The organism is Actinomadura graeca (assembly GCF_019175365.1).
GTDB classification, from domain to species: Bacteria; Actinomycetota; Actinomycetes; order Streptosporangiales; family Streptosporangiaceae; genus Spirillospora; species Spirillospora graeca.
This window is the reverse complement of the sequence record NZ_CP059572.1, coordinates 6237421-6262689: the sequence shown is the minus strand read 5'-3', so window position 1 is coordinate 6262689 and position 25269 is coordinate 6237421. Positions and strand designations below refer to the sequence as shown.

Genomic DNA, 25269 nt, shown 5'->3' with positions numbered 1-25269 from the left:
CTTCCCACAACCACCTGATTGGTCGACCGGGCCGAGCACTCGAACGGCAATCAAACCGAACGGCTGACCGATCGCCCCCCACACCCAGCACGAAGCCGGAAAACCGACCCGGGCACAAGCACCCCTACCGAGCACCCCACGACGAAGCGAGGGACCGTCCATGGCTCGACCGAGAGCATCCAGCGAGCGAAAGCACCCGGCAAGCGGGAAGCAAGCAAGTGACTGGAAGCGGCAGACCGGGGTAACCAGCGGCCGCGAGCACCAACACCCATTTCATCCAGCGCCCGCCCGACGCTCATCCAGCGTCCGCCCGCCCCCCGTCCAACGCTCATCCGGCGCACGCACCGCCGCCGTCCGGCGACTGCCCGACGCCCAACGCACATCAAACGCCCATCCGCCACCCGCCCGACGCCCGTCCAGCGCCCATCCGGCGCACGCCCGCCGCCGTCCGACGCCCGCCCACCGCACATCAAACGCCCGCCCGCCACCCGTCCAACGCGCGTCCAACGCTCATCCGGCGCTCGCCCGCCGCCCCCCGGCGGCCGCCTACCGCCCGCCCAACGCTCATCCAGCGTTCGTGCGGCGCTCGCCAGACGCCCCTCCAACGCCCACCCGACGCTCGCCCCCCGCCGTCCGACGCACGCCCGACGCCCGACGCACGCCCGCCCCCCGCCCGCCCAAACATCCGTCCGCCGCCCACTCAATGCTCGCCCGGCGCACGTCCAACGCGCCCGACGCCCGCCGCCCACCCGGCGCGCGTCCAACGCTCATCCGGCGCTCGCCCGAAGCCCTCCGGCGACCGCCCGACGCCCGACGCCCGACGCACGCCCGCCCCCCGCCCGCCAACACCCGTCCGGCGCCCACCCGACGCTCGCCCGGCGCCTATCCGGTACCCCCCGATACCGATCCGGCTGATGGCGCGCTGACTTGGCAAAGGAGGTGACCCTTCATTACCATCCGTGGCCGTCCGGGGACGATTTCACCGAGTCGCGGCCTGCTGACCAGCGGAAAGCCGGTCCGCCCCTGGTGAGGCGCCCCCGGCGCGACGCGTGTCCCGGTCCGTGGGATGCGGCCTCGACCCCCTGGAGCGTCCTGTGAGCGGCTTCAAGAAGTTCCTGTTCCGCGGCAACTTGGTCGACCTCGCGGTCGCGTTCGTCGTCGGCGCCGCCTTCGCCGGCCTGGTCAAGGACTTCGCGAACTCCTTCATCAACCCGCTGATCGCGCTGATCGGCGGGAAGCCCGACTACACGCGCCTGGCGGTGACGATCGACGGCACGAAGTTCCCCTATGGGATCTTCGTGACCTCGGCGGTCACGTTCGCGATCACTGCGGTGATCGTCTACTTCCTGGTCGTCCTGCCGACGTCCAAGCTCATCGAACGCATGGACCGCGGCAAGGAGGCCACCGAGCGGGAGTGCCCGCAGTGCCTCAGCGACATCCCGGTGAAGGCGCTGCGCTGCAGGTTCTGCACCTCCGAGGTGACGCCCGCCGCCGAGATGCCGCGCTGAGTCACTGGTCGTCCGCCGTACCGAACTCCCAGTGCCATGGTTCGAACGGGTTGCTGTAGGCCCACGCGGGGTGCAGCCAGCCGTACGTCTTGGCGTTGGCCTCCAACCAGTTGAACTGGGCGGACCCGGAGTTCTGCACCCCGCCGCACAGGTCGACGGCCTGTCCCTTGCCGTGGTTGCTCGTCCCGGGCACCGCGGCGAACCCGGGCCGCTGGGCATACACGCGATGCTGCTCGGAGAGGCTGCGGTAGGAGTCCGTGACGCATATCTCGCGGCCGAACCGCCGCCGGTACGCGGCGTTCAGCTTGTAGAAGGCGAGGGCCGCGTCCGCACGCAGCTCCTTCCCCTTCTGCGGCAGCGGGCACAGGTACTTCGCCGGAATCAGCCCGTTCGGGAACCTCTTGGCATCGGCCGCGAGCCTCTTGTCGCAGCCGAGCTCGAGCCGCTTGGCGGGGCTCAGCTTGCTCAGCATCAGGCTCAGCCGCTTAGTGAGCGCCGCCGATGTCTCCTTCAGCCCGTCGATCTGCTGCTGGACGCGGGTCTGCTCGATCGCGTTGCGCGACTGGAGGTCCTGCGCGGTGGACGCCAGCTCCCGCCGCCGCTTCTGGAGCTCGTCGGCGCGGTCCACGAGAGCCTGCTGGGATTGGGCGAGCAGCGTCACGTCAGCCGTCGACCGCAACGCCGCGTCCGGCGCGCCCCCACCGAAGATCGCCATGGACCCGGCGGCACCGCTCTGCTGGTAGGACGCGTTGGCCAGCCGCGCGAGCGGCAGCCGGATCCGGTTGAGCTCGGCTTCGGCCGTCGCGAGATCCTTGAGCGTGCCCCGCAGCTTCACCTGCGAGGCCGCGAGGTCCTTCTTGCGGTCCTCCATCTGCGTCGTCGCCTTCTCCAGCTCCGAACGAGCCTTCGACGCCTCCCGCCGCAGCGACTCGACCGCATCACCCGGCCCGGCCGCGCGGCCGACGCCCTGCGGTGCGAGTACCGCCACCAGGAAGACCGCGGTCAGCGCCGCCGACCGAGGGTTAGGCACGGTGGTTTTCCTCCTGATGCCCGAATACGGAACAGCGGCAGAACGGTACTACATGTTCACCGATGACCTAGGCGTAACGGGATCAGCGAGCCCAGTAACCATGCTCAAGGCACCAATTCCGCCAGAAGGGCACATAGCCCCACCCATTGGGACACGGCGGACGGGTCTCCCTCGGCCGGGTCGGCCTGGGCGAGGGCGCCTTCTTGCGGGGCCGCTTCACCACCGGCGCAGGCGGCCTCACCGGAGGCTGCGTCTCCGCCTGCGGCCGAGGCTGTGGCGGGATGTACTGCCCATACGTCGGCTCCGCCTTCGGCGACCCGGGCGCCAGGGGCTGTGCCGTCCTCCCCGCGCTCTGCGGCCGCTCCGCGGCCGGCTCGTCCCGCAGCCCGAAGGCGATGACGGTGGCCACCAGAACGGGCACGACGAACGCCCCGGCGATCACTGCCCTCCGCCGTCCGCGAGGCGCGCCCTTCTGTTCGTCAGGCGCTCTGCCACCTGCCTGCCCGCGATGCCGACCCTTCACGGCACCGAAGCGTACCGACAGCACCCCCACCGGGCCTAGGGCCCGAAGCCGCCCATAAGAAGGAGCGCGCAACTCCCCCCTTCCCCTACCCTGTAGGTGCAGTCCGCTACGCTCTTCCGCGAGCGACGACATGCCTCCGTAGCTCAGGGGATAGAGCACCGCTCTCCTAAAGCGGGTGTCGCAGGTTCGAATCCTGCCGGAGGCGCCACCCCCACAATGCACTGACCGGCAGAAACCCTCCTTGCATTGCCCGGGGCGTTTGGGTGTGGTGGGCGCCCGGAGGGCTGCTCGGCCTGCTGCCCGTCCACGCCGCGGGCCACTACACCCCGCACCCCCGACCCCGACCCCGACCACCGCACCGTGAAAGACAGGGTCGTCTCCTCCTACACCCCCACCATCGGCACCTTGGCCTACGCCCGCCGGCACACCACCACCCTGCCACCGGCAAACGCCGCAAACTGTCGTATGAGGAAGAAGAAGCGTTCTGGGCCTTCGCCCCGAGGTCTTGAAACTGACCGGCGTCCGCTGCAGGAGCTCCTAGAATTCACCCACCACGGCGTCACCGAGTACCGGCTGCCTACGGGCCCTAGCTACCGGGTCAAGAACCGCCTCGCCACCGTCGATACCGAAGCGACAGCCAGAAGCTGCACTTCAACCTCCGCGCAACTACAAGCGGTCTTCAGTCGGCGCCGGATCCCAGCACGCCTGGCTAGAGTGGTGTTCACTCAGCATCATCCGCGCACATCTTCAGGCGGCACGCATGACAGGAAGGCTCTGCCTTCCCCGGATTGGGACTCGGCTACGGGAAAGTGCGCATCTGCGACAGTGATCCACGGTGGCCCCAAGCCTTCGAGCAGCTCGCGGCCGAACTGCAAGCCGCACTCGGAACGACGGCGGTGGCAATTGAGCACATCGGCTCGACCGCGGTTCCCGGCCTCGCCGCCAAACCGATCCTCGACATAGCAGTCGCGCTCATCCCTCGGACTGAGACCAAGGAGGTCATCGCGGCGCTTGAGCCGCTCGGCTACATCTATCGCGGCGACAAACGCGACCAAGGCGGTCTGCTCTTCGTCCTCGAAGACCGCCCGTTACGCCGGATCGCCCACATCCATGCCGTCGATCACGATGACGCACAGTGGCGCCGCTGGCTCTTCTTTCGCGATCTCCTGCGCACCGACCCGGCCACCTGCGCCGGATACGACCGACTCAAACGCGAACTCGCCCACCGGCATGCTCACAACCGGCAGGCCTACACCACCGCCAAAACGTCCTTCGTCACCACGTCACAGACACCCATCGCCCAGACCGACGACACAACCCGAATCTGAACCTGCGAGAAGGGCCGCCGCCGACAACTCCCGGACGGCGTGGTCCCCTGGGAGAGGACCCAGCACCGGACGGCACTGGTCCCGACCCTCGCTGCCCGTTCTGGGCATCCGCCTCCGAGGCGCGCTTGCCGCCTTGCCTGCAAGAGCCGGAGGACGGGCATGCTCCAACGCATGGACTGAGCTGGCAGCCGAAGGCTGGTTCGCGAGTCGACGGCATCGACTCCACTCTGCGGTAGTGATCGACAAGTGTCAGGAAGCCCAGCGTCTCCAGAGATGACACGCGAAGTCCATCTCGGCGAGCGTCTTGAGCAGCAGCGAACGCTCTCGCAACCACCTCAAGACGGTGGCGCACTCCTCCAGCTCGGGGCCCTCATTGGCCGGTGTGATGGCCCATGGGTACAAGATTATCGGCCTGTCCTCGTCTCTCCAGTACCTCGACCTGAAAGAGCACCTGGCGCGACACTGGATGTGAGATCGACACACAGACAGGTCGTTTGACCTGTGCCGACGGGCTGGTCTTGGCGATTCAGTGACCCTCGTGGCCGCGTGTCCGTTTTATCTTGGCCAGCACGTCTTCCCTGGTTTCGCGACCGGGTCGAGGCGTTCGTGCTTGACTCTGGTGAACGCGTTAAAGGAATTACACCGACGAGAGGACACAAGGGCGTATGAGCAATCACTCACAGTCTGCTTTGGACCTATATACGCTCGGTATCCTGCTGATCGCAGAGGTCGTGGGTGGCTCCGCAGCCGTCCTGACGTACTGGGCGCAGCAGGAGTTGCCCCAGGCACTGTTAGCTGGAGGGGCGGCCTGTGGTGCCGCCATCGTCTGGGCTCTGGCCGTTTTCAAGCGTCCTCCACCTGAACGGGATCCGGGGGACACGCATTAGTGGCCCCGCGACCCACTGATCATCTCCCGCGTTCCCGGGATGGCGGTAGCCTCCCGGGGACGGTGGCCGTTCCCTGCGCATGCGGGGTTGACTCCGCGTTGAAGGAGTTCGTCACCTGCTCCCCGCGCCTGCGGGGACGAACACGGCCGCCGTCGCTCTTCTAGCACGATCGGATGCGCTGGGTAGCGAGTTGTCCGAGGCTGGTCCGGTTGGTCAAGGCGCCTGACGGCTTGGGGGCAGGCGGGTTGGATGCTGGTGTGCTGGATGTGGTGGCAGGGCTGGCGCAGCTCGGGTCGGAGTTGTCTGAGGGTGCGCGGCAGGTGTGGGCCAAGCATGATCGCGATGAGGATGACTGGCTGCCGTTGTGGCGTCATCTCGCAGATAGCGGTGCTGTCGCGGCGCTGCTGTGGGACCAGTGGCTTCCGGTGCAGGTGCAGGATGTGATCGCTGCAAGCCTGCCCGGCGGCGCGGAGGATGCGCGGCGGCTGGTGGTGTGGTCGGCGGCGACCCATGACATCGGGAAGGCGACGCCGGCGTTCGCGTGCCAGGTCGAAGTGCTGGCCGACGGTATGCGCAGGGCCGGTCTGGATATGCCGCTGCGTGGCCAGATGGATGATCGGCGATTGGCTCCGCATGGGCTTGCGGGGATGCTGCTGCTTCATGAGTGGCTGATGGAGCGGTATGGCTGGCGGAAGCGGTGGGCGTGGCAGTGGGCGGTTGTCGCAGGTGGTCATCACGGTGTTCCGCCATCGCCGTCGCAGATTCGGGAACTGGCCGCGCGCCCGCGGTTGCTGCGCTCTCCCGGCAGCGCGGGGGCATGGCGTGATGTGCAGTGGGAGTTGCTGGAGGCGTGCGCGCGGGCGTGCGGGGTGGACGAGCGCCTGCCGCAGTGGCGTGAGGTCAAGCTTCCTCAGCCTGCGCAGGCGTTGCTGACGGGCGTGGTGATCGTCGCTGATTGGATTGCCAGCAACGTCGACCTGTTCCCCTACGTCCGCAAAGCCCAAGGCAGCAGCGATGACCAACGGGTTGAGGCGGCGTGGCGGGGCTTGGCGCTCCCCCGGCCCTGGCGGGCTGCCGCCCCCGGTTCCGATGTGGCGGAGCTGTTCACGTCCCGGTTCGATCTGCCGGCGGGTGCGCGGATCCGGCCTTTGCAGGAGCGGGCGGTGCAGGTCGCCGACGGCATGGCACCGGGATTGATGATCATCGAGGGGCCGATGGGGGAAGGGAAGACCGAGGCCGCGCTTGCGGTGGCGGAGATTTTCGCGAGCCGGTCGGGTGCGGGTGGGGTGTTTGTCGCTTTGCCGACGATAGCGACGAGTAACGCGATGTTTTCCCGGGTGTTGCGCTGGTTGCGGCGGTTGCCTGATGCGCGGGACGGCGCGGGTGCCTGGTCAGTCCAGCTCGCCCATTCCAAGGCGGCGCTGAATGAGGACTTCAGGGCGCTGACGTGGGCTGATTTACGGGCAACGCGCGGTGTGCAACCGGACGAGGAGGGCTCGGACGGCGCGGCGGTGTTGCTGGCTCATCAGTGGCTGCGCGGCCGTAAGAAGGGGATGCTGGCCTCGTTCGGAATCGGCACGATCGACCAGCTGCTTTTCATGGGCCTGAAGAGCCGGCACCTTGCTTTGCGGCATCTGGCGCTGGCGGGCAAGGTTGTGATCATCGATGAGGCGCATGCCTATGACGCCTACATGAACTCCTACCTGGATCTGGTGCTGTCCTGGCTGGGCGCCTACGGGGTGCCGGTGGTGGTGCTGTCGGCGACTTTGCCTTCTGGGCGCCGCCGCGAGTTGGTGGAGGCCTACTGCGGTGCCGGTGATGGGGACGCTGCCGGTGAGGCGGCCGGGTATCCGCTCATCACGGTGGCTGCCAGGGGCGGGCAGAGCGCCGTTCACGAGGTGCCGGCATCGGGGCGGCGCACTGAGGTGCTGCTGGAGCCGCTCGATGACGATCTTGAGGTGCTGGGCGATCGTCTCGACCGCGCGTTGGCCGCGGGCGGGTGCGTGCTGGTGGTGCGCAACACCGTGGACCGCGTGCTGCAGACGGCGGCGTTCCTGCGGGGCCGGCTGGGGGCAGGGAACGTCAGTGTCGCGCATGCCCGTTTCCTTGATCTGGACCGGATGCGCAAGGACGCCGATCTGGTGAAGCGGTTTGGTCCGCCGGGGGCGAGTGGTGACCGTCCGGACGGCCCTCATGTGGTGGTGGCCAGCCAGGTGGCCGAGCAGTCGCTGGACATCGACTTCGACCTGCTGGTGTCGGATCTGTGTCCGGTCGATCTGCTGTTGCAGCGGATGGGGCGGCTGCATCGTCACCAGCGTGGTGAGGGGCAGAGCGATCGTCCCGAGGGGTTGCGTCAGGCCCGGTGCCTGGTGACCGGGGCGGACTGGGGCGCTGCCCCGGTGGAGCCGGTGGCGGGTTCTCAGCGGGTGTACCAGCGGCATGTGCTGCTGCGCACGGCCGCGGTGCTGTGGCCGCTCCTGACGGGGGTGACGCCGGCGGAGCGGACGGTGCGGCTGCCTGAGGACATCAGCCCGCTTGTCCAGAGCGTCTACGGACCGGCGGCCGCAGGTCCGCTGTCGTGGCAGCCGGAGATGGATGCCGCTCACGCCCGGTACCGGGTGCACATCGAGAAGCAGCGCAAGAAGGCTGAGGGTTTCCGTCTGGCGGCGGTGGGGCGGGACGGTAGCGCGCTGCTGGGCTGGATCGACGCCGGAGTGGGCGACGCCGACGACACCCCCGCCGGACGGGCGCAGGTCCGCGACGGCGTGGAGTCGCTGGAGGTGCTGGTCGTCCAGCGCCTGGCGGACGGGACGGTCCGAACCCTCCCGTGGCTGGATGCCGGAAGGGGAGGGTGCGTTCTGCCCACCGACGCTGTGCCTGAGCCGCGGCTGGCGCGCATCGTCGCAGCGTGTGCTCTGCGGCTGCCGTTCCAATTCACCATTCCTGGAATCGCCGAGCAAGCCATCGCAGAACTGGAGGAAGAGGTCATTTCGGCGTGGCAGTTCCGGGACAGTTCCTGGCTCGCCGGAGAATTGATCTTGTTTGTTGACGAGGACTGTCGTACCCGGCTGGCAGGTTACGAACTGAGTTACCACCGCGACGATGGCCTAAAGGTCACCCCCGCAGGAGCGGGGCGGACGGCGCGGCATGCGGCAAGGGCCGAGCCCGCGCTGGTGTCGAGTGAGGCTCCGTCTTTCGACCTGACCCGCCAGGCCTGGATCCCGGTGCTCGGCGCCGACGGCACCAGCACCATGGTGTCGCTGCGCGAGGTGTTCGTTCAGGCCCCCGCGTTGCGCCGTCTGGCCGGGGATCTGCCTACGCAGGATTTTGCGTTGATGCGGCTGCTGCTGGCGATCCTGCACGATGCACTCGAGGGCCCGCAGGACCTGGATGAGTGGGAAGAGTTATGGAGTGGCGATCTCCCGGTCAGCCGGATCCAGGACTACTTAGACGAGCATTGCGGGCGTTTCGATCTCCTGCATCCGCGGACGCCGTTCCTGCAGACGCCTTCGCTGCGCACCGCCAGGAACGAGGTGTCCTCCCTCAACAAGATCGTCGCTGATGTGCCCAACGGCGCCGCGTACTTCACGATGCGGGGGCGCGGGGCAGAGCGGCTCGGTTTCGCGGAGGCTGCGCGGTGGCTGGTGCACGTGCAGGCTTTCGACACCTCGGGGATCAAGTCAGGAGCGGTCGGGGACCCGCGAGTCAAGGGCGGCCGGGGCTATCCGCAGGGCGTGGCGTGGGCGGGCAACCTCGGCGGTGTACTCGCCGCGGGCGAGGATCTGCGTGAGACGCTGCTGCTCAACCTCATCGCCTTCGACACCACCACGCTGCGCATCGACCCGGAGAAGGACCGTCCGATCTGGAGGCGGGAGCCTCTCACCGCCGCGCCGATGGACGAGGCCGAAGCCGTCCGTCGGCCATACGGGCTGCGGGAGCTGTACACCTGGCCATCGCGCCGCGTCCGGCTGCACTTCGACGGCCGAGGGGTGCACGGCGTCGTCCTGGCCTACGGGGACGCCCTGGCGCCGGGAAACAGGCACGCCGAGGAGCCGATGACGGCGTGGCGGCGCAGCCCCTTCCAGGAGAGGAAGCTCAAGCAGCCGCAGGTCTACCTGCCGCGGCTGCATGATCCGTCCCGCAGTGCTTGGCGCGGCCTGGGCGCACTGGTCGCGGGAAGGGCCCAGGGCTCTGAGCAGCGCCAGGAGGCGGCGCAGATCGTGCAGCCACAAATCCTGCACTGGCTGGCCCGGCTGACCACCGAAGGTCCGCTTCCGCCGGGCTTCTTGGTGCGGACCCGGCTGATCGGCGCAGTGTACGGAACACAGCAGTCGGTCATCGATGAGGTGATCGACGACGAGATCCGGATGCCTGTCGTACTGCTGCACGAACAGGACGCCGAACTGGGTATGGAGGCGATCGACGCCGTCTTCGACGCCGAGAACGCCGTCGCCATCCTCGCCGACCTGGCCGCCGACCTCGCCCGGGCCGCTGGCGATGCGGCCGAGCCACGACAGGACGCGGCCCGCGGCCAGGGGTTCGGCTCGCTGGATGGCCCGTTCCGCCACTGGCTCGCCGCACTGGAACCAACCGATGTGCCGCGGGCGGCCCGGGCCACCTGGCAGAGGGTCGCGCATCAAACGATCCGCGCCCTGGGCCAAGCCCTGGTCGAAGCCGCCGGACCCTCCGCCTGGGAGGGCCGCGTCGTGACCACCAATGACGGACGCTCGGTCTGGCTGAGCTCTACACGCGCCGACCAGATCTTCACCGCACGGCTCGCGAAGGCCTTGCCAGGTGCGCGAGCCCACGACGCCAAGACGGACGCCAAGACGGAGGCCCCGGCATGACAGCGGCACCCGATGTCCAGCAACCCGCGGACTTGGTGGAGAACGCAGCCGGCCGGTTCATCGCCGAGGTGCAGCAGGGTTGCCTGGCCGACAGGTCTGCTGCCGTCGGTGCCCTGGCCCAGCTGCGCCGAGGTGCGGGCAAGCTGCCTCAGGACGTTCCCGACCTGTGGGGCGTCACCGGCGCCGAGCGATTGTTCCAGCATCCGCTCCTGTCGCGTGACGACCAGCACGCCGCCCACGCCGAGGCGGCTTACGTCCTGGCAGTCACCCTCTACGCCCTGCACCAGCAGTCACAAGGCAGCCCGATGCACAAGAAGGGCGTGGACCTAGGGCAGGCGGTCCGGCGGCTGATGCCACCGAACGACATCGACGAGCCGATCCGACGGCGGTTCGTCCGGGCCGGCACCGCCGCGACCCCCCAGGCCCTGGCCTACAGGCTCCGCGAGATCGTCTCCCTGCTGCGCGGGCAGGGGATCCCGCTGGACTACGGCCGGCTCGCCCGCCAGCTCTACCACGCACAGACCCCCGACGGCATGAGCATGGTCCGCCGCGACTGGGGCCGCAGCTTCCACACCTACAAAGCCGACAGCGGCAACGACGCCTCCATAGACAAGGACAGCGCATGACCACCCCACGGACCATCGTCGAGGTGCACGTCCTGCAGACCGTCCCGCCCAGCAACCTCAACCGGGACGACACCGGCACCCCCAAGTCCGCCGTCTATGGCGGCGTGCGCCGGGCCCGCGTCTCCAGTCAGGCGTGGAAGCGCGCCACCCGCCGGGCCTTCCAGGACATCTTGGACCCTCATGACCTTGGAGTCCGGACGCGTCGTCTGGCCGAACTGCTCGGCGGCCACATCCGCGGCCTGGACGACTCCATCCCCCAGGCCGATGCGTGGGCGCTGGCGGCCGAGACCATCACGGCCGCCACCGGCGCCAAGGTCGAACCCCCCAAGCGCAACGCCAAAGACGACAAGAACGGCAAGCCGCAACCGGCACCAGAAGGCAAGTACCTGATCTTCCTCAGCACCCGCCAGCTGGATGCCCTGGCAGAGCTGGCGGTGCAGGGCCGCGAGGACATCAAGGCATTTTTCAAGGAAAAGGAGAACAAGGCCGCGGCCAAGCGGCACGCCAACAGCCGCCACTCGATCGACATCGCCCTGTTCGGACGGATGGTCGCCGACAACACCGACATCAACGTCGATGCCGCCGCGCAGGTCGCCCACGCCATCAGCGTCCACCGCGCCGATGCCGAGTCCGACTACTACACCGCCGTCGACGACCACAAGGAACGCGAGGAAGACGACAAGGGCGCAGGCATGATCGGGACCGTGGAGTTCAACTCCGCGACCCTCTACCGCTACGCCGCCCTCGACGTCGACCTGCTCCGCACGAACCTCGGGACGGGCCTGCGCGAGAACGAAACGCTGGACGCGCCCGTCCGCCGTGCGGTCGAGGCGTTCGTGCTCGGGTTCACCCAGTCCTTGCCCACCGGCAAGATCAACACCTTCGCGCACCACACCCTGCCCGACGCGGTGGTGCTGAAGGTCCGCTCATCACGCCCGGTCAACTTCGTCAGCGCGTTCGAACGGCCCTGCCAGGCCGACCAGGACACCGGCGGGCACGTCCGCGAGGCCAGCCAGCGGCTCGCCAAGCACATTCCCGCGATCGAGACCGCCTTCGGGGCAGACGAGGGCACCCTCACCTGGGTGACGCGCGCCGGCGACGACACCCAGGCCTTGGCGGCGCTGGGCACCGAGCTGCCGCTGCGAGACGCGGTGAGCGCTGTCGGCACGGAGGTCGAGCGGCGGCAGAACGGCTCGGCATGAGCGTCCTGCTCCTCCAGCTCGCCGGCCCGCTCCAGGCATGGGGTTCCTCGGCGCGCTTCGCCAGGCGCACCACCGAGCCGGCCCCCACCAAAAGCGGCGTCCTGGGACTGCTGGCCGCAGCACTCGGCCGCCCCCGCACCGCCGACCCCTCCGACCTGGCCGCGCTGCGGTTCGGCGTCCGCATCGACCAGCGCGGCACCCCGCTCCGCGACTTCCAGACCGCCCACGACCTCGATACCGGCGACGCCTTCCCGATCTCCGAGCGGTTCTACCTTGCCGACGCCGTATTCGTCGCCGCCCTCCAAGGGCCACACCAGCAACTTTTCGAGCTGCTCCAAGCACTCAGGCAACCCGTCTACCTGCCCTACCTGGGCAGACGGTCCTGCCCACCCTCACGGCCGATCGAGCTGAGCCTGCAGGAGGACCTCGAACTCCAAGCCGCACTGGAAGCCGAGACCTGGCGGGCATCGCAGTGGCATCAATGGCGCCGGCGCGACGAGCCGCGCGTGACGCTTGAGCTGCTCATCGAGCCCGATGGTGAAACCGGACGCGTCGACCTGCTCCGCGACCAGCCGCTCAGCTTCGATCCTGCACACCGCCGGTACGCCTTCCGCGGCGTCCGCAGCTCGACCGCCACCGTGCCCAACCCGTGTGCGCCCCAGCCCCTCGCACACGACCCGACATCCGCCCTGAGGAGCCAGTGAGATGTACCTGACGCGCTTCCGCATCAACACCGGACGCGTCGGCGCCCGCAAGCTGCTGGCCTCCCCCCAGACCATGCACGCAGCCGTCATGACATCCTTCGCCGAGCCTCCGGCGCCCGGCGGGAACGGCCCCCGTGTCCTGTGGCGGCTCGACGCCGACGGCAACTCCGCCACACACCTGTGCATCGTCAGCCCCCTGCGCCCCGACCTCACCCACCTGGTCGAGCAGGCAGGCTGGCCCACCACAGCCCGCTGGGACACCTTCGACTACACGCCCTTCCTCCAACGCCTCACCCCAGGCGACACCTGGAGCTTCAGGCTCACCGCCAACCCCGTCCACAGCATCCGCCGCAACCCCGGCGAACCGACCAAGGTCACCGCGCACATCGGCCCCGCACACCAACTGGGCTGGCTCCTCAAACAGCAGGAAAAGGGCGGCTTCAGGGTGTCGGAGAAGCCCCCCGGAAAACAGCTGATCCCCGGCCACGACACCCACGACCTGCTCATCCACGGCCGCCGCCAGCTCCGCTTCGCCAAAAAGGGCAACAAAGACCAGGTCACCGTTGTCGCCGTCACCTTCGACGGACGCCTGCACGTCACCGACCCCGGCGCCTTCCGCGCCACCCTGACCCGCGGACTCGGCCGCGCCAAAGCCTACGGCTGCGGCCTGATGACCCTGGCGAAGGACTGACCGATGTCGACCGTCGGCAAACGCGGCGCATCCTCACCCCGCGAACTCACGCGCATGAGCGACCGGCTCTCCTTCATCTACCTCGAGCGCTGCACCCTGCACCGCGACGACAACGCCATCACCGCCGAGGACACCGAAGGCATCACCCACATCCCCTCCGCCACCATCGGCACCCTGCTATTGGGCCCAGGCACCCGCGTCACCCACCAAGCCATGAGCGTGCTGGGCGACAGCGGAGCCGGAGTCGTCTGGGTCGGTGAACAAGGCGTCCGCTTCTACTCCGGCGGACGCTCCCTCAACCGCTCATCCACACTGGTAGAAGCCCAAGCCACCAAATGGGCCAACCGCCGCAGCCGACTCGACGTCGCCCGCGCCATGTACCGCATGCGCTTCCCCGGCGAAGACCCCGCCGGACTCAGCCGCCACGAACTACTCGGCAAAGAAGGCCAACGAGTCAAAGAGCGTTACCGCTACGAGGCAACCCGCGTCGGCCTCCCCTGGACCGGCCGCCGATACCGGCCCGGGGACTTCGACGCCGGCGACACCGCCAACCAGGCCGTCACCGCCGCCGCGCAATGCATGTACGGCGTCGCCCAGACCACCGTCTCCGCCCTCGGCTGCGCTCCCGGACTCGGATTCATCCACTCCGGCCACGAACTCGCCTTCGTCCTGGACATCGCCGACCTCTACAAAACCGAGATCGCCATCCCCGTCGCCTTCGAAGTCGCCGCAGACGGCCCCGACGACATCGGACCACGCACCCGCCGCGCCATCCGAGACCGCATCAACCACCTCAAGCTACTCCAGCGATGCGTCACCGACATCAAGCAACTGCTCCTACCCGACGACACGACAGCCGACCCCACAGCAGACGACACCGACCACGTCACCCTGCAAAGCGATCACGGCATCGACGTCGCCTCAGGCCGCAATTACGCCGAAGACGTGAACTGGTGACCGTCCTCATCCTCACCAACTGCCCCGCCGGCCTGCGCGGCTTCCTCACCCGCTGGCTCATGGAAATCGCCCCCGGCGTCTTCATCGGCGGCCCCTCAGCACGCATCAGGCAAGCCCTCTGGGACGGAGTCCACCAGTACGCCGACACCGGCCGAGCCCTCCTCGCCTACAGCACCAACAACGAACAAGGCTTCACCTTCGAGACACGCGACCACAAATGGCAACCCATCGACCACGAGGGGCTCACCCTGATCCGCCGACCCAAGAACCAGCCCACCATCTCAGCAACGCCTTCACCAACCGGCTGGAGCAAAGCCAGCAAACGCCGCCGATACGGCAAACGCTGATCGACAAACCCCGGCAGAGTTCCAATCGCCTTACCCGGGTACCTTCCCGCCATGGCCACTCCCATAGCCCCAGCCTTATTGCCCGCCAAAAAGGGGGTTCGTATAGCAATGTCCGATTTTAGAGAAGTGCTCAAAAGCAGGCTCCGCCGCGGATAAACCCCCAGGTCAGGAAGTCTGCTCCCCGCACGCGCGGGGATGGTCCCCCGTCGAACACCGTCGTCGCGGAGACTGGGTACTGCTCCCCGCACGCGCGGGGATGGTCCCGACCGCCCACGCCCGCAGGGCGGCGACGATCGCTGCTCCCCGCACGCGCGGGGATGGTCCCTGGATCCGGAACCCGACCCGGATGAGCTGGCCCTGCTCCCCGCACGCGCGGGGATGGTCCCGTTCTCGCCTTCGACCCCGGCCGCCGCAGGTCCTGCTCCCCGCACGCGCGGGGATGGTCCCCAAGATCGCTAAGGCGGTGGCCTGATGACGTACTGCTCCCCGCACGCGCGGGGATGGTCCCTCCGCCACCGGGGGCCTTCGCCGCATCAGGCGCTGCTCCCCGCACGCGCGGGGATGGTCCCGATTGGAGACGTGACGCATAAGCTCCGCAACGCTGCTCCCCGCACGCGCGGGGATGGTCCCCTCGTCGACGAAGCGATCCGTGCGCTGCGCGACTGCTCCCCGCACGCGCGGGGATGGTCCCTCGTCAGTCTCGCCTCCGATCGAGACGACGGTCTGCTCCCCGCACGCGCGGGGATGGTCCCGACAGGACCAGGCCGGTCCCCGCGCACAACACCTGCTCCCCGCACGCGCGGGGATGGTCCCGCACTGCTCACGCGGCCACGAGTGGACGCCGGCTGCTCCCCGCACGCGCGGGGATGGTCCGCCAGCAGCTCCAGCCCCGCCGGGCCGTACAGGCTGCTCCCCGCACGCGCGGGGATGGTCCCGCACGGACCGCCTTGTCGGTGGCCGGGCCGAACTGCTCCCCGCACGCGCGGGGATGGTCCCCGCAAGGGGTTGCTGCGCTCGGACCTGCTGACCTGCTCCCCGCACGCGCGGGGATGGCCCCCCCACAATTTCAGCAGGTATTTCGCGGCGAACTGCTCCCCGCACGCGCGGGGATGGTCCCGACGACGAGGACGGGGGCCTGGCCGGGCGCTGCTGCTCCCCGCACGCGCGGGGATGGTCCCGAGACCCCGGTCACCGAGTTCGGCAAGGTGATCTGCTCCCCGCACGCGCGGGGATGGTCCCGTGCATCCCGGGTGCACCCGCCTCCCGGATGCCTGCTCCTCGCACGCGCGGGGATGGTCCCCCGTAGACCACGACGATCGCGATCATTGGGCGCTGCTCCCCGCACGGGCGGGGATGGTCCCGACCGGCGCCCGAGCGGCTGGCTCGTCACGCTCCGCTCCCCGCACGCGCGGGGATGGTCCCTGGATCCGGTTGCCGTCCGGCCCCGTGGTGATCTGCTCCCTGCACGCGCGGGGATGGTCCCACAAGGTGAACGACCGGTGACGGCCAAGTGGTCTGCTCCCCGCACGCGCGGGGATGGTCCCCAGTGGAAGACCTGACTCAGATTTCTGAGTCCCTGCTCCCCGCACGCGCGGAGATGGTCCCACGACGGACGGGTCCGGGAGCTTCCAGGCTCGCTGCTCCCCGCACGCGCGGGGATGGTCCCTCGCGGATCTCGCCGTTCGTGTCGCCGCTACTCTGCTCCCCGCACGCGCGGGGATGGTCCCGCGGACGTGCCGCTCGTCCTTGAGTGGTGCCCCTGCTCCCCGCACGCGTGGGGATGGTCCTGCCGCGCTCGGGTAGAACAGGTGGACGTCCAACTGCTCCCCGCACGCGCGGGGATGGTCCCCCGGCGTAGACGAACACGCTGCCGACGCCGATCTGCTCCCCGCACGCGCGGGGATGGTCCCCCGCAACCACCGGAGTGCGGGCCCGCACGGGGCCCCTCAGGCGGTAGCGGTGACCTGCAGGCAAAGCTCGCCACGCGTGGCCCTGTGCTCGCACATTGCTCGCACGAACGGCTCCACAGAAGACCTCACACAGCGCCACCAGACCCAAGCGCGAAATGCTTCGATGAGCTCCTGACCACTAGAAACTCTACAGACCGCATGATCCGCAACGCACACCAAGGATAGGGAGCACACTCCTAAAGCGGGTGTCGCAGGTTCGAATCCTGCCGGAGGCGCCAAACCTAAGTGCGCTGACCAGCTGAAACGCAACGGCCGGAGGCGCGTTCGCCATTCCGGGTGCCATCCGGAGGCCGAGATGGCACATAGGGGGCACCATCGGCCTCCCCCAGTTCCTTCGTGGCGCTCCGACGAATCTTGGGCCGAATTCCGGCGCGGTTGTCGCGCATCCACCACACCGGGCGGGTGACATGGGGCGGCGTGGTCATTGTGGACTCCATCACGGCGCAGCCCCCTGGTCAGAACCTCAGGCCGAATTCTGCGGACGGCTGGAGGAGCGTGGCCTCGGTCAGGTGACAGCGCCGCAGCGGGTGTGCTCGTCCACCCTCGCCACCGCGCGGATCCTCTGCTCCGACCGACCGGTGACCGCTCTCAGGTCGGCACCTGCAGATGCGCGTCCTGCAGGTCCGCGATCCGCAGAACCGCGCCCCCATGGTTTGCGCCCCGAAGGTCCGCGCCCCAAAGGTCCACGTCCATCAGATTCACGTCCTCGCGGAACCGCGCCCCTCAGAAACGGTGTCCGCCGACACCGCGTCCCGCAGTTCGGCGTCCCGCAGGTCCGCATCCCGCAGGTCCGGACGCGGGCGGCCTCGACGACGGGCACCGGCCAGCGCAAGGGCGCAGACTCGGTGTCGGCCCCCCGCAGCCGCCACGCCGTCGAATACGGCATCACCCGCCTCGGTGGCTGTTCCCCGGCGCCGCGCAGGAGAGCTCCTGTCCCCAGGCACTCTCCTGCGGGGACAACCGGTGGACGGTGCAGGTGTTGCCCGCCGTTGCCCTGTTGTCGGGTCAACACGGCAACACCGGTGGGGCATCCGGATGGGGCCACAAGGAGGATCGGGACCGCATTTGGCGATAGGGCCGATGACCTGCAGCGATACCAGGTCACAGGCCGGACGGAGTCGGCGGGGCGCTCTGTCCGGTCTGATCAGGTGACGAGCCGCTGATGACCAGCCGGAATGCTGGCTATCGCTTGAGCCCGTACCGATGCCTCCTCGTGGTCGGAATAGGTCCTGCCGGGGAATGAGGCCGGATCAGCCCTTAGTCTTCGGTGCAGCCGAAGGCGATCACACTCTTGGGGACGTCGGCGACGCCGCCGATTTGGCAGTTGTAGCTGGGGCCCTTGTAGCCGCGCACGACCGACGGTCCGAGGTAGCCGCCTTGCTGCACTGCGCCTGCTGAGGCGCGGCAGGCGGCCTCGCCGTGCACGACGCCATTGTTCTCGGTGGTGAACTCACAGGTGTAGGTGGGGATGGTGTCGGCGGACGCGGTAGGGCCCAGCGGCGCCAGGGCCAGCAGCCCGATCGTTGCGGTGCCCAGCGCGAGCGCGGGACGGGTGATGCGCATAAGGCTTTTCCTTTCGCTGGTGAGGGGCGACGGCGCGGCGGCCTTCGGTCGCCTGGGAGCAGTGGGAGCTGCGGAAGGACACACCGGCCATGAACCCGCATTCACGTTATGTAGTTGATCTGATGCATATTGTTACCTACGGGTGGACTTCCGTCCTGCTTCTCGGCGGTGACCTCCTGGTGCTCCCGGGCTAGTCCCGCCTGCCCTGCACCGCCTGCGGCCGACGACTGCCCCTGGAGGGGCGCTGCGGTCGGTGGACGTAGTACAGCAGCGGGATCGCCGCCGGCGCCGCCCAGGCCGCTCGCGCCAGCGGTATCCCTTTGATCCGGGCGACGGTTGCGCCGACTCATACCGCCCCACTCCACCGCGGCGGCACGGGGCTCTCGCCCTCTCTTGGCACTGCCGCCGTACTGCCCGGTTGATGGCCAGGACCGGCCCCGCGCTCGCTCTGATGGTCGTGTGCGCGGGATCAGCGACGTCCTACGGTCGGGTGCGTGCGGACCTCGACAGAGCGGCGAGCGACCGGTGGATAGGCGCTCGCCCCGGCATCCCCGGGACCGCCTCCACCCCTACGTCGATCTGTGTGACAGGCGCCTGATCCGCGCGGACCTTACCGGCGTGAACCTGACCCGCGCGGTCTTGGCGCGCGTGCGCTGAGCCGTGCGCGCCTTGTCGGCGCGGACCTGTCCACCGCCAACCTGATCGGCGCGGACCTCACCGATGCGGACCTGACCGGCGCGAGGCTGAGCCGTCTCCCTTCGTCGTCCGGCGATCGTCTGCCCGGCGTCCGCCTGAGCGGCGCTTGCCTGAACGGCGTGGAACTGATCGGCGCGGACCTCGCCTCCATGAATCTGAAGGGCACGGCCACCCACAGCACTTGGGTGCCGGTCAGGTCCGCCTCGATCAAGTGGCCTGGGCGCGGGTCGAGGCGGACGAGGTTGGCCGGAGACCGCGCTTACGGAGGTGACGTTGTGGCCGAGGGGATGGGCGGGCGTGGTGCTGCGACGGTCGATGCAGATCGTGCCAGGTGTGTACGAGGTGGTGCGCGAGGAGGATCCCGGCGGCTTCAAGGATCCGGCCATTACACGTCCGGCTCAGCCGTTGAGTCGGGCATTACACGCCTGGCTCAGCGGCTGGCGGTCGGGGCCGAGCCCTATGCCCGTTGCCGGGGTGGACGGGCTTGGTCCGGGCGGTGCGGGCGTGGTTTGGATTATTCGGATGCTTTCTGGGCGACCTGTTGTTGGTGGGCTAGGGTGGCCTTGGTGAGGGTTTCCATTCGGCGGCAGGCTCGTCGGTAGAATCTGATTTGTGTGAGTCGGCCGAAGAGGACGAAGCCTAGGCGCACGATGGGGTTGCGGATGGGAGCCCGTTGCGAGTAGGAGTGGATGTGGAACTCTACTTCGCCGGTGTCTAGCCATTTGCGGACCTCTTGGTCCATCTGGCCGCGTTCTAGGTGGCCCTGCAGGGTGCGGTAGTTCCAGCCCCAGACCCGCGCGCGGCGTCCGTTTTGTTCGATGACTCCGTCCACGACGTTGCCGACACGGAGGCCGAGGTGGAAGCGCAGTCCATAGAACCGGCCCTCCAGCAGCATGTTCCGGCCTGGTTCGGGCGGGCCCGAGCGGCAGATCTCGCGGATGATGCCGGGGTCGGCGTACTGGTAGTCACGGACGAGGTCCCGGGCGGTTTCCCAGCTTCCACCGGGAATCGGCGGGCCGGGCGGCTCTGCCGGTAGCGGCTGACGGTAGTCATCGACGCGCCAGCCGTTCCCAGCGCGGTCGGGAGGTCGGCGCGGGTCGAAATTGAGGGAAAGACGGGACAGGTTCGCGTGGAGTCGTTGCATTCGCCGGCGGGCGCGCCTGCTCTTTCTCATGAAAAGTGCTTTCTCACGCCGCCTATGAGGGCGTGCTGTTCCGGCTTGCTGGACGGCGTTGTACGTGGGGGCGCGTACCTGCTGGAACAACCCGACGGGACGCAGTCCTTTGATGGGGTTGCGCGTGGGATTGAAACGCATCGGTGCGGTGTCGTCGTTTCGCGCTGGACCTTGGAGGCGCAGTTCGCCGAAGGGCTCCCAGGCGCCGAACTCGGTGGCGACCACGAGGTCCAGCATCAGGGGCCGCTCGTCCAGGGCGCGTGCGAGCTTCGGGAGGCCCGCCGGGACGGTCCGGGTCGGCCTTGCCACCGCGCCTAGCAGAATTTTGCGGTCGCCGGCCCGGTATGGCAGCAGTGAACCGTAGAACGCCGGGCTCCACCTGGTCGCGGGGCGGAGGAGGTGGCGTCCCAGTCGGGTGTGCCCGGTCGTGGCCAGAAGCAGTTCCGATTGTGCTTCGTCGGCCGGGTGTTGACGCCATCGCAGTGCCAGGCCCAGTATGTCCGGGAGCATTGGCGGCAGGCCCACCGCGCGGGAAAGGCGCACTCGGCCCCGCAGTTGCGTGCGATCGTCGAGAAATGGAACGCCCCAGTATTGGGACGTGCCGTGCAAGAGCAGCGTGGCGTCGAACACCAGGCCCCTGGGGTGCAGGGGGCGGTCGCGAAATCGTGTCGCGAGGACGAAGGTCCGCGTGAACGCCGTGGTGAGCGTGCGGGCGAGAAGCCCCTGTCGGCCGGGCTGGGAGATGTCCGCCCGTTCGGTCTGGACCTCCACGTCGCCGACCTTGTGCCCGCCGGAGAGTTCGGCGACCCGGCCGCAGAAATGCGCCCACATGTGCAGTTGCATCTCCTTCGCGAGACCCACCTTCTTGTAGAGGATCTCCGCCAGCCGGTCACCGCTTCGCGCCCAGGACTCGACCGTGAACTCGAGACCGCCCCTTTCTGTGCTCCGCGCCCGGAATTCGATCTCCCCGGCCTCCATGTGGCCGCTCAGCGTCGCGAACCGGAAGGACTCCGGTGTGCGTTCCACCACCCGGACCGGGCAGTTCCAGGGGCCGGGCATGTGGACGACGTACTCGTCTCCCAGTTCGAGGGGCTGGGACGCGCCCGAGGTCTTGTCGAAGACGGCGACCTCGACCGGTGACGCGGCGTTCAGATCGACGCCCAGGTGCTCGATCAACTGTGCAGGCGTCATCGGGCTTCCGGAGATGCGGACCGTGTAGCGCCGCTGGTACATCGGCCCGACGCCCTGGCGCGAATCCTGCACCCTGTCCCCGTCACGACGCGGGGGCCGCTCGGGCTCCGGGCCCGTGCGCAGCCGGCGCCGCGGTATCCGCCGGGAACGACGGAGCCACCGCCATCCGGCGATGCCCATGCCCGCCGGCCAGCGCGCCGCACGCGCGCGCCGCCGCCAACGTACTCGCACGGTGCCCCTCCGCGTCACCTCGGCGTTCCTGTCGGGCAGGCCCTACCCTGACCGGTTTGACCGAACCTCGGAGATGAGCGGCGGCTTCGACGGAGATCGCCGTGTACCGTTCGCCCGCTGCCCCGCCGTCGATGCCGGGCAGCGGGCGTGATCCGCGGGTCAGCGGGGTGGGGTGGAGTGGGTCAGGGTGATGACCGAGACGGAGTGGGAGCCGGTGTTGGTGACGTAGAGGTAGTCGCCGTCCGGGCCCGATGCCGTCCAGCGGGGGTCGTCGCCGACGGCCACGTCGCCGATGACGTGGTTCGTGCGGGTGTCGAAGATGCTGACGGTGTCGGAGCCGGAGTTGGCGACGTAGGCGATGCGGCCGCCGCGGTAGAGGTTGATGCCGCGGGGGTTGGCGCCGACCGTGATCGTGTCGGTGACGGTGCGCGTGCGGGTGTCGATGACCGAGACGGTCCCGCCGATGGTGTTGGAGATGTAGAGGGTGCGGCCGTCGGGGGTGACGAGGGCGCCGCGCGGCTCGTCGCCTACGGTGATGGTCGCGGCGACCTTCTGGGTGCGGGTGTCGATGACGGAGACGTTGTCGGAGTCGGAGTTGGCGGAGTAGGCGAAGCGGCCGTCGGGGGTGAAGGCGATGCCGCGGGGGGACAGGCCGACGGGAATGGACGCGGTGACGGCGTGGGTGGCGGTGTCGATGACGGTGATGGCGCCGGAGCCGGTGCTGCTGACGTAGGCGTGGCGGCCGTCGGGGGCGACGGCGACCCAGCGGGGGGCGTCGCCGACGGTGACGGTCTTGACGACCTTCCGGGTGCGGGTGTCGATGACCGACAGGTCGTCGGAGTCGCGGTTGGGGATGTAGACGAACGCTCCGTGCCGCACGAACGCGACCCCGTAGGGGAACTTGCCGACGTCGATCGTGGCGATCGCCTTCCGGGCCTCCACGTCGATGATCGAGACGGTGTTGGATCCGGCGTTGGCGACGTAGGCGGTCTCGTAGTCGGGGTCGAACGCCACCGCGCGGGGGTTGAGGCCGACGCCGATGGTGGCCAGCACGACGGGCTTCCAGGAGGGATGGGCCGCCGGGGCGGTCTGCCCGGCGGGGTGGTCGGCGTTGGCGGGGACGGTCAGGGCGCCGGCCGTGAGGGGCGTCACGCCGGCCAGGAGCGCGAATGCGGTGAGACGGATTCTCCAGGAACGATTGCAGGACGTCATCGCGGGGTCCTTTCGGAGAGGAAGGGGCGGGTCACCCCGTGGGGGTGCTTCTCGGGGCGACGGCCGCGGGGGCGGCGGGTGCGCGCTGCTGGAGGGCCCGGGCGTAAAGGGCGGCCATGACCATCAGGGCGACGGGGAGGACGTAGTCGCCGTCGCGTTCCACGAATTGGAACCAATCCTGCCCGACGAGGGGCCGGAGCAGTTCGGTGAAGAGTTTCCAGGCCAGGACGAACAGCAGCAGCGCCCGCCACGGTTTGATCAGGACGGCCAGTCCAAGAAGGATCTCGAAGGTCCCGAACGTGACCATGAGATGGGCGGACTCGACCGTGGACCGGGTGATGCCGAAGAAATCGAAGAAGTCGTACCAGTAGGGCTTGTCCTCGAAAGCGCCGAATCCGCCGTGGCCGATGAGGAGCAGTGCCAGGCCACCGCGGGCGGCCCAGTGCGCGGCGATGAGGGCGTGGTCGGGCACGGCGCCCGGCGCGTCGGCGCGCTGGAGCCATCCGCGGACCGACCAGCCGCCCAGCCCGACGAGGATCAGCAGGGCCAGGGGCATCCCGTAGTTGCCGCCACGCTCCAGGAACTCCCACCAGCCCTCGCCGACGGCGGGGCGCAGCAGCGCGGTGAACACGCCCCATACCGTGGCGTGCAGCAGCAGGATCCGGGCGGGCCACACCAGGACGAGCAGGCCCACGCTGATGTCGATGGCGCCGGTGATGTAGAACATGTGGTCGAGGGCGAAGTCGGCGGAGATGCCGAACAGGTCGTAGTAGGGCAGCCAGGCCCGCGAGCGGCTCAGTCCCGCCCACCCGTGCCCGACGTATTCCACGGCCACTCCGATCCGCAGCAGCCAGTAGAGCTTCGTCAGGGTCGGGGCCTGGGTCATGGCCTCCCACCTGTCGGCCCATTCCGTCCGGGTGATCTGACTCATCTTGAACACCGCCAATCACGGTTGATGTGTCCGGACACCGAGGAAGGTAGACGCCGAAAGAAGGAAATAAAAGAGGCGGAACTGCCAATCCTAAAGCGCCGGTAAAGCCCTTAGAAAATGGCAAGGAGAGGGTGTATCTCAGTGCTTTCGACCGGTGCGGGCGCCCCTTTTCGCAATTATGCGCGGGGTGGAAGGGAAGGGCGCGTCATGGCGGTGGGCCGACGTCGCGCCGGTCGTGGGCGCCCCGGGCCTGACGCGGCCGGGCGTGGGCGGCGGGGCGTGGGTGATGGGAGCGGCGGGTGATGTCCGTCCCGCCGGTCAGCGCGGCAGGGTCACGCGGGCGGAACGCGCCGGGGGTGCGGTGGAGCCTTGGGCACGAAAGCCTCCGGGGAGCGGGGAGCGGGCCGTCGGACGGCGGCCTTGACGCATGAAAACACATCAACGACCATTGACTCAATGGCGATTGACCCATCCTCGCTGCGGGGGCGGGCGGCGGCGCATCACGCGCTGGGCGACCCGGCGCGGCTGGCGATAGTCGAGGCACTGGTGGTCGGCGACCTGGCTCCCGGGGAGCTCGGTCACACGCTGGGCCTCCCGTCCAACCTGCTGGCCCACCATCTGCGGGTGCTCCAGGCGGCGGGACTGATCGGGCGGACGCGGTCGGACGCCGACCGGCGCCGCACCTACGTACGGCTGATCCCCTCCGCGCTGCGGGCGCTCGATCCGGTCACGCCGCTGACCGTGCTGCGGGTGGTGTTCGTCTGCACCCGCAACGGTGCCCGGTCCCCGCTGGCCGCCGCGATCTGGGCGGACCGCTCCCCGATCCCGGCCACCTCCGCGGGCGTCCGGCCGGCCCCGCGCGTCCACCCCCGCGCCGTCAGCACCGCACGGCGGCACGGGCTGCGGTTGCAGAGCCACGACACCGCCCACGTCGACGACGTGCTCACGTCCACCGACCTGATCGTCACCGTCTGCGACAACGCCCGCCGGGAGCTGGGGCCCGCGCCCCGGCGCACCCACTGGTCGATCCCGGACCCCGGCCCGGCCGGCACCGAGGAGATCTTCGAGGAGGTCTTCGAGCAGCTCGCCGAACGCATCGACTGGCTCGCCGGAATCACGGTCCCGCCTTCCGCCGACCCCGCCACCACAGCCTGACCCGTCGGCCGCTCCCCCGGGTGCCGTCGGACGGTCACGCGAGGCGACGCCGGGCGCTCGTGGCGACGACCCTCACCGTGCGGCCCGTCGCCCTGATGTGGGCGCGGGGTGGACGTCCTGCGATGTCAGGATGCTCGGCGGTGGGCGGTGATGATGGTGTCCAGGTTGGCGCGGGTCGCCGCCAGCTCGTCGATGGCGGCGCCGATCCGCTCGCTCTGCCTCACCAGTTCGTCGACCAGTTCGGGGCAGCCGGGAACCAGCACGCCCTCGTCGTCGACGACGCAGGGCAGCACCTGGACGATCTGCGCCGTGCTCAGGCCCGCCGCGAGCAGCGTCCTGATCCGCCGTACCGCCGCCACGTCCGCGTCGCCGTACACGCGGTAGCCGCTCGGGCGCCGTTCCGGGCGCAGCAGGCCCTGGTCCTCGTAGTACCGCAGCGCGCGCTCGCTGACGCCCGTCCGCCGCGCGAGCTCTCCGATCCGCATCCCGGCTCCAG

The 25269-nt window shown here is 69.2% G+C and carries 18 protein-coding genes, 1 tRNA gene and 1 CRISPR repeat array; of the genes, 12 read left to right on the top strand and 7 right to left on the bottom strand.

Annotation, left to right across the window (positions count from 1 at the left end; translation table 11 throughout):
• Positions 1–1094 precede the first annotated feature (1094 nt).
• Complete coding sequence (locus AGRA3207_RS27740) at positions 1095–1508, top strand: MscL family protein (RefSeq protein ID WP_231329940.1); 414 nt, start codon at positions 1095–1097, stop codon at positions 1506–1508.
• A 1-nt stretch (position 1509) separates the two neighbouring features.
• Here the strand turns inward: AGRA3207_RS27740 and AGRA3207_RS27735 are convergent, their stop codons facing one another.
• Entirely contained in the window at positions 1510–2538 is a 1029-nt protein-coding gene (locus AGRA3207_RS27735; RefSeq protein ID WP_231329939.1) for a D-alanyl-D-alanine carboxypeptidase family protein, read from the bottom strand.
• Positions 2539–3193: 655 nt separating this feature from the next.
• Between AGRA3207_RS27735 and AGRA3207_RS27730 the strand changes: the two genes are divergently transcribed.
• The 9 genes from AGRA3207_RS27730 to cas2e all read left to right on the top strand — a co-directional run bounded on the left by AGRA3207_RS27730 (position 3194) and on the right by cas2e (position 14650).
• A tRNA-Arg gene (locus AGRA3207_RS27730) sits at positions 3194–3269 on the top strand.
• 580 nt (positions 3270–3849) lie between these two features.
• Positions 3850–4389, top strand: a complete 540-nt coding sequence (locus AGRA3207_RS27725) for a GrpB family protein (RefSeq protein WP_231329938.1) — start codon at positions 3850–3852, stop codon at positions 4387–4389.
• A 1144-nt stretch (positions 4390–5533) separates the two neighbouring features.
• Positions 5534–10123: a type I-E CRISPR-associated protein Cse1/CasA gene (gene casA, locus AGRA3207_RS40150; RefSeq protein WP_420830792.1), complete on the top strand. Its 4590-nt coding sequence runs from the start codon at positions 5534–5536 to the stop codon at positions 10121–10123.
• Entirely contained in the window at positions 10120–10749 is a 630-nt protein-coding gene (gene casB / locus AGRA3207_RS27710) for a type I-E CRISPR-associated protein Cse2/CasB (RefSeq protein ID WP_231329937.1), read from the top strand. The genes casA and casB overlap by 4 nt, the downstream gene beginning before the upstream one ends.
• Positions 10746–11951 (top strand): type I-E CRISPR-associated protein Cas7/Cse4/CasC, encoded by a 1206-nt coding sequence (gene cas7e, locus AGRA3207_RS27705; RefSeq protein ID WP_231329936.1) that lies wholly within the window; start codon positions 10746–10748, stop codon positions 11949–11951. The genes casB and cas7e overlap by 4 nt, the downstream gene beginning before the upstream one ends.
• Positions 11948–12655, top strand: a complete 708-nt coding sequence (gene cas5e / locus AGRA3207_RS27700; RefSeq protein WP_231329935.1) for a type I-E CRISPR-associated protein Cas5/CasD — start codon at positions 11948–11950, stop codon at positions 12653–12655. The genes cas7e and cas5e overlap by 4 nt, the downstream gene beginning before the upstream one ends.
• 1 nt (position 12656) lies before the next feature.
• The gene (gene cas6e, locus AGRA3207_RS27695; protein ID WP_231329934.1) at positions 12657–13346 is read left to right on the top strand and encodes a type I-E CRISPR-associated protein Cas6/Cse3/CasE; all 690 of its coding nucleotides are present in this window, start codon (positions 12657–12659) and stop codon (positions 13344–13346) included.
• A 3-nt stretch (positions 13347–13349) separates the two neighbouring features.
• The gene (cas1e, locus tag AGRA3207_RS27690; RefSeq protein ID WP_231329933.1) at positions 13350–14303 is read left to right on the top strand and encodes a type I-E CRISPR-associated endonuclease Cas1e; all 954 of its coding nucleotides are present in this window, start codon (positions 13350–13352) and stop codon (positions 14301–14303) included.
• Positions 14300–14650: a type I-E CRISPR-associated endoribonuclease Cas2e gene (gene cas2e / locus AGRA3207_RS27685; protein WP_231329932.1), complete on the top strand. Its 351-nt coding sequence runs from the start codon at positions 14300–14302 to the stop codon at positions 14648–14650. The genes cas1e and cas2e overlap by 4 nt, the downstream gene beginning before the upstream one ends.
• Positions 14651–14824: 174 nt before the next feature.
• A CRISPR array of direct repeats spans positions 14825–16560; the repeat unit is 29 nt; unit sequence CTGCTCCCCGCACGCGCGGGGATGGTCCC.
• Positions 16561–17208: 648 nt separating this feature from the next.
• Here cas2e and AGRA3207_RS40365 read toward each other — a convergent pair.
• The gene (locus AGRA3207_RS40365) at positions 17209–17313 is read right to left on the bottom strand and encodes a pentapeptide repeat-containing protein (RefSeq protein ID WP_420830790.1); all 105 of its coding nucleotides are present in this window, start codon (positions 17311–17313) and stop codon (positions 17209–17211) included.
• A 564-nt stretch (positions 17314–17877) separates the two neighbouring features.
• The gene (locus tag AGRA3207_RS27680; RefSeq protein WP_231329931.1) at positions 17878–18183 is read right to left on the bottom strand and encodes a hypothetical protein; all 306 of its coding nucleotides are present in this window, start codon (positions 18181–18183) and stop codon (positions 17878–17880) included.
• A 653-nt stretch (positions 18184–18836) separates the two neighbouring features.
• Between AGRA3207_RS27680 and AGRA3207_RS40360 the strand changes: the two genes are divergently transcribed.
• A complete protein-coding gene (locus tag AGRA3207_RS40360; RefSeq protein ID WP_420830921.1) occupies positions 18837–19481 on the top strand; it encodes a pentapeptide repeat-containing protein in 645 nt (214 codons plus the stop codon).
• On the opposite strand, the gene AGRA3207_RS27675 is transcribed toward AGRA3207_RS40360, so the two are convergent.
• From AGRA3207_RS27675 to AGRA3207_RS27665, 3 genes are all read right to left on the bottom strand, one after another.
• Positions 19394–21316 (bottom strand): DUF1990 family protein, encoded by a 1923-nt coding sequence (locus tag AGRA3207_RS27675; protein ID WP_231329930.1) that lies wholly within the window; start codon positions 21314–21316, stop codon positions 19394–19396. The two genes, AGRA3207_RS40360 and AGRA3207_RS27675, sit on opposite strands and share 88 nt — an antisense overlap.
• Positions 21317–21634: 318 nt before the next feature.
• On the bottom strand, positions 21635–22627 hold the full coding sequence (locus AGRA3207_RS27670; protein ID WP_231329929.1) for a beta-propeller fold lactonase family protein: 993 nt from the start codon (positions 22625–22627) through the stop codon (positions 21635–21637).
• 91 nt (positions 22628–22718) lie between these two features.
• A complete protein-coding gene (locus tag AGRA3207_RS27665) occupies positions 22719–23618 on the bottom strand; it encodes a hypothetical protein (protein WP_231329928.1) in 900 nt (299 codons plus the stop codon).
• A gap of 456 nt (positions 23619–24074) precedes the next feature.
• Between AGRA3207_RS27665 and AGRA3207_RS27660 the strand changes: the two genes are divergently transcribed.
• On the top strand, positions 24075–24773 hold the full coding sequence (locus AGRA3207_RS27660) for an arsenate reductase/protein-tyrosine-phosphatase family protein (RefSeq protein WP_231329927.1): 699 nt from the start codon (positions 24075–24077) through the stop codon (positions 24771–24773).
• A gap of 125 nt (positions 24774–24898) precedes the next feature.
• Here AGRA3207_RS27660 and AGRA3207_RS27655 read toward each other — a convergent pair whose 3' ends face one another.
• Positions 24899–25258 carry a MerR family transcriptional regulator gene (locus tag AGRA3207_RS27655; RefSeq protein WP_231329926.1) on the bottom strand — a complete coding sequence of 120 codons (360 nt, stop codon included), beginning with the start codon at positions 25256–25258 and terminating at the stop codon, positions 24899–24901.
• Positions 25259–25269 lie beyond the last annotated feature (11 nt).

What these genes read in the sequence shown, in the direction of transcription:
- AGRA3207_RS27680 (WP_231329931.1), bottom strand. Translation starts at nt 18,183, where the DNA reads ATGCGCATCACCCGTCCCGCGCTCGCGCTGGGCACCGCAACGATCGGG.
- AGRA3207_RS27655 (WP_231329926.1), bottom strand. Translation starts at nt 25,258, where the DNA reads ATGCGGATCGGAGAGCTCGCGCGGCGGACGGGCGTCAGCGAGCGCGCG.
- cas1e (WP_231329933.1), top strand. Translation starts at nt 13,350, where the DNA reads ATGTCGACCGTCGGCAAACGCGGCGCATCCTCACCCCGCGAACTCACG.
- AGRA3207_RS27660 (WP_231329927.1), top strand. Translation starts at nt 24,075, where the DNA reads ATGGCGATTGACCCATCCTCGCTGCGGGGGCGGGCGGCGGCGCATCAC.
- cas6e (WP_231329934.1), top strand. Translation starts at nt 12,657, where the DNA reads ATGTACCTGACGCGCTTCCGCATCAACACCGGACGCGTCGGCGCCCGC.
- AGRA3207_RS27665 (WP_231329928.1), bottom strand. Translation starts at nt 23,618, where the DNA reads ATGAGTCAGATCACCCGGACGGAATGGGCCGACAGGTGGGAGGCCATG.
- casB (WP_231329937.1), top strand. Translation starts at nt 10,120, where the DNA reads ATGACAGCGGCACCCGATGTCCAGCAACCCGCGGACTTGGTGGAGAAC.
- cas7e (WP_231329936.1), top strand. Translation starts at nt 10,746, where the DNA reads ATGACCACCCCACGGACCATCGTCGAGGTGCACGTCCTGCAGACCGTC.
- cas5e (WP_231329935.1), top strand. Translation starts at nt 11,948, where the DNA reads ATGAGCGTCCTGCTCCTCCAGCTCGCCGGCCCGCTCCAGGCATGGGGT.
- AGRA3207_RS40365 (WP_420830790.1), bottom strand. Translation starts at nt 17,313, where the DNA reads ATGGACGTGGACCTTTGGGGCGCGGACCTTCGGGGCGCAAACCATGGG.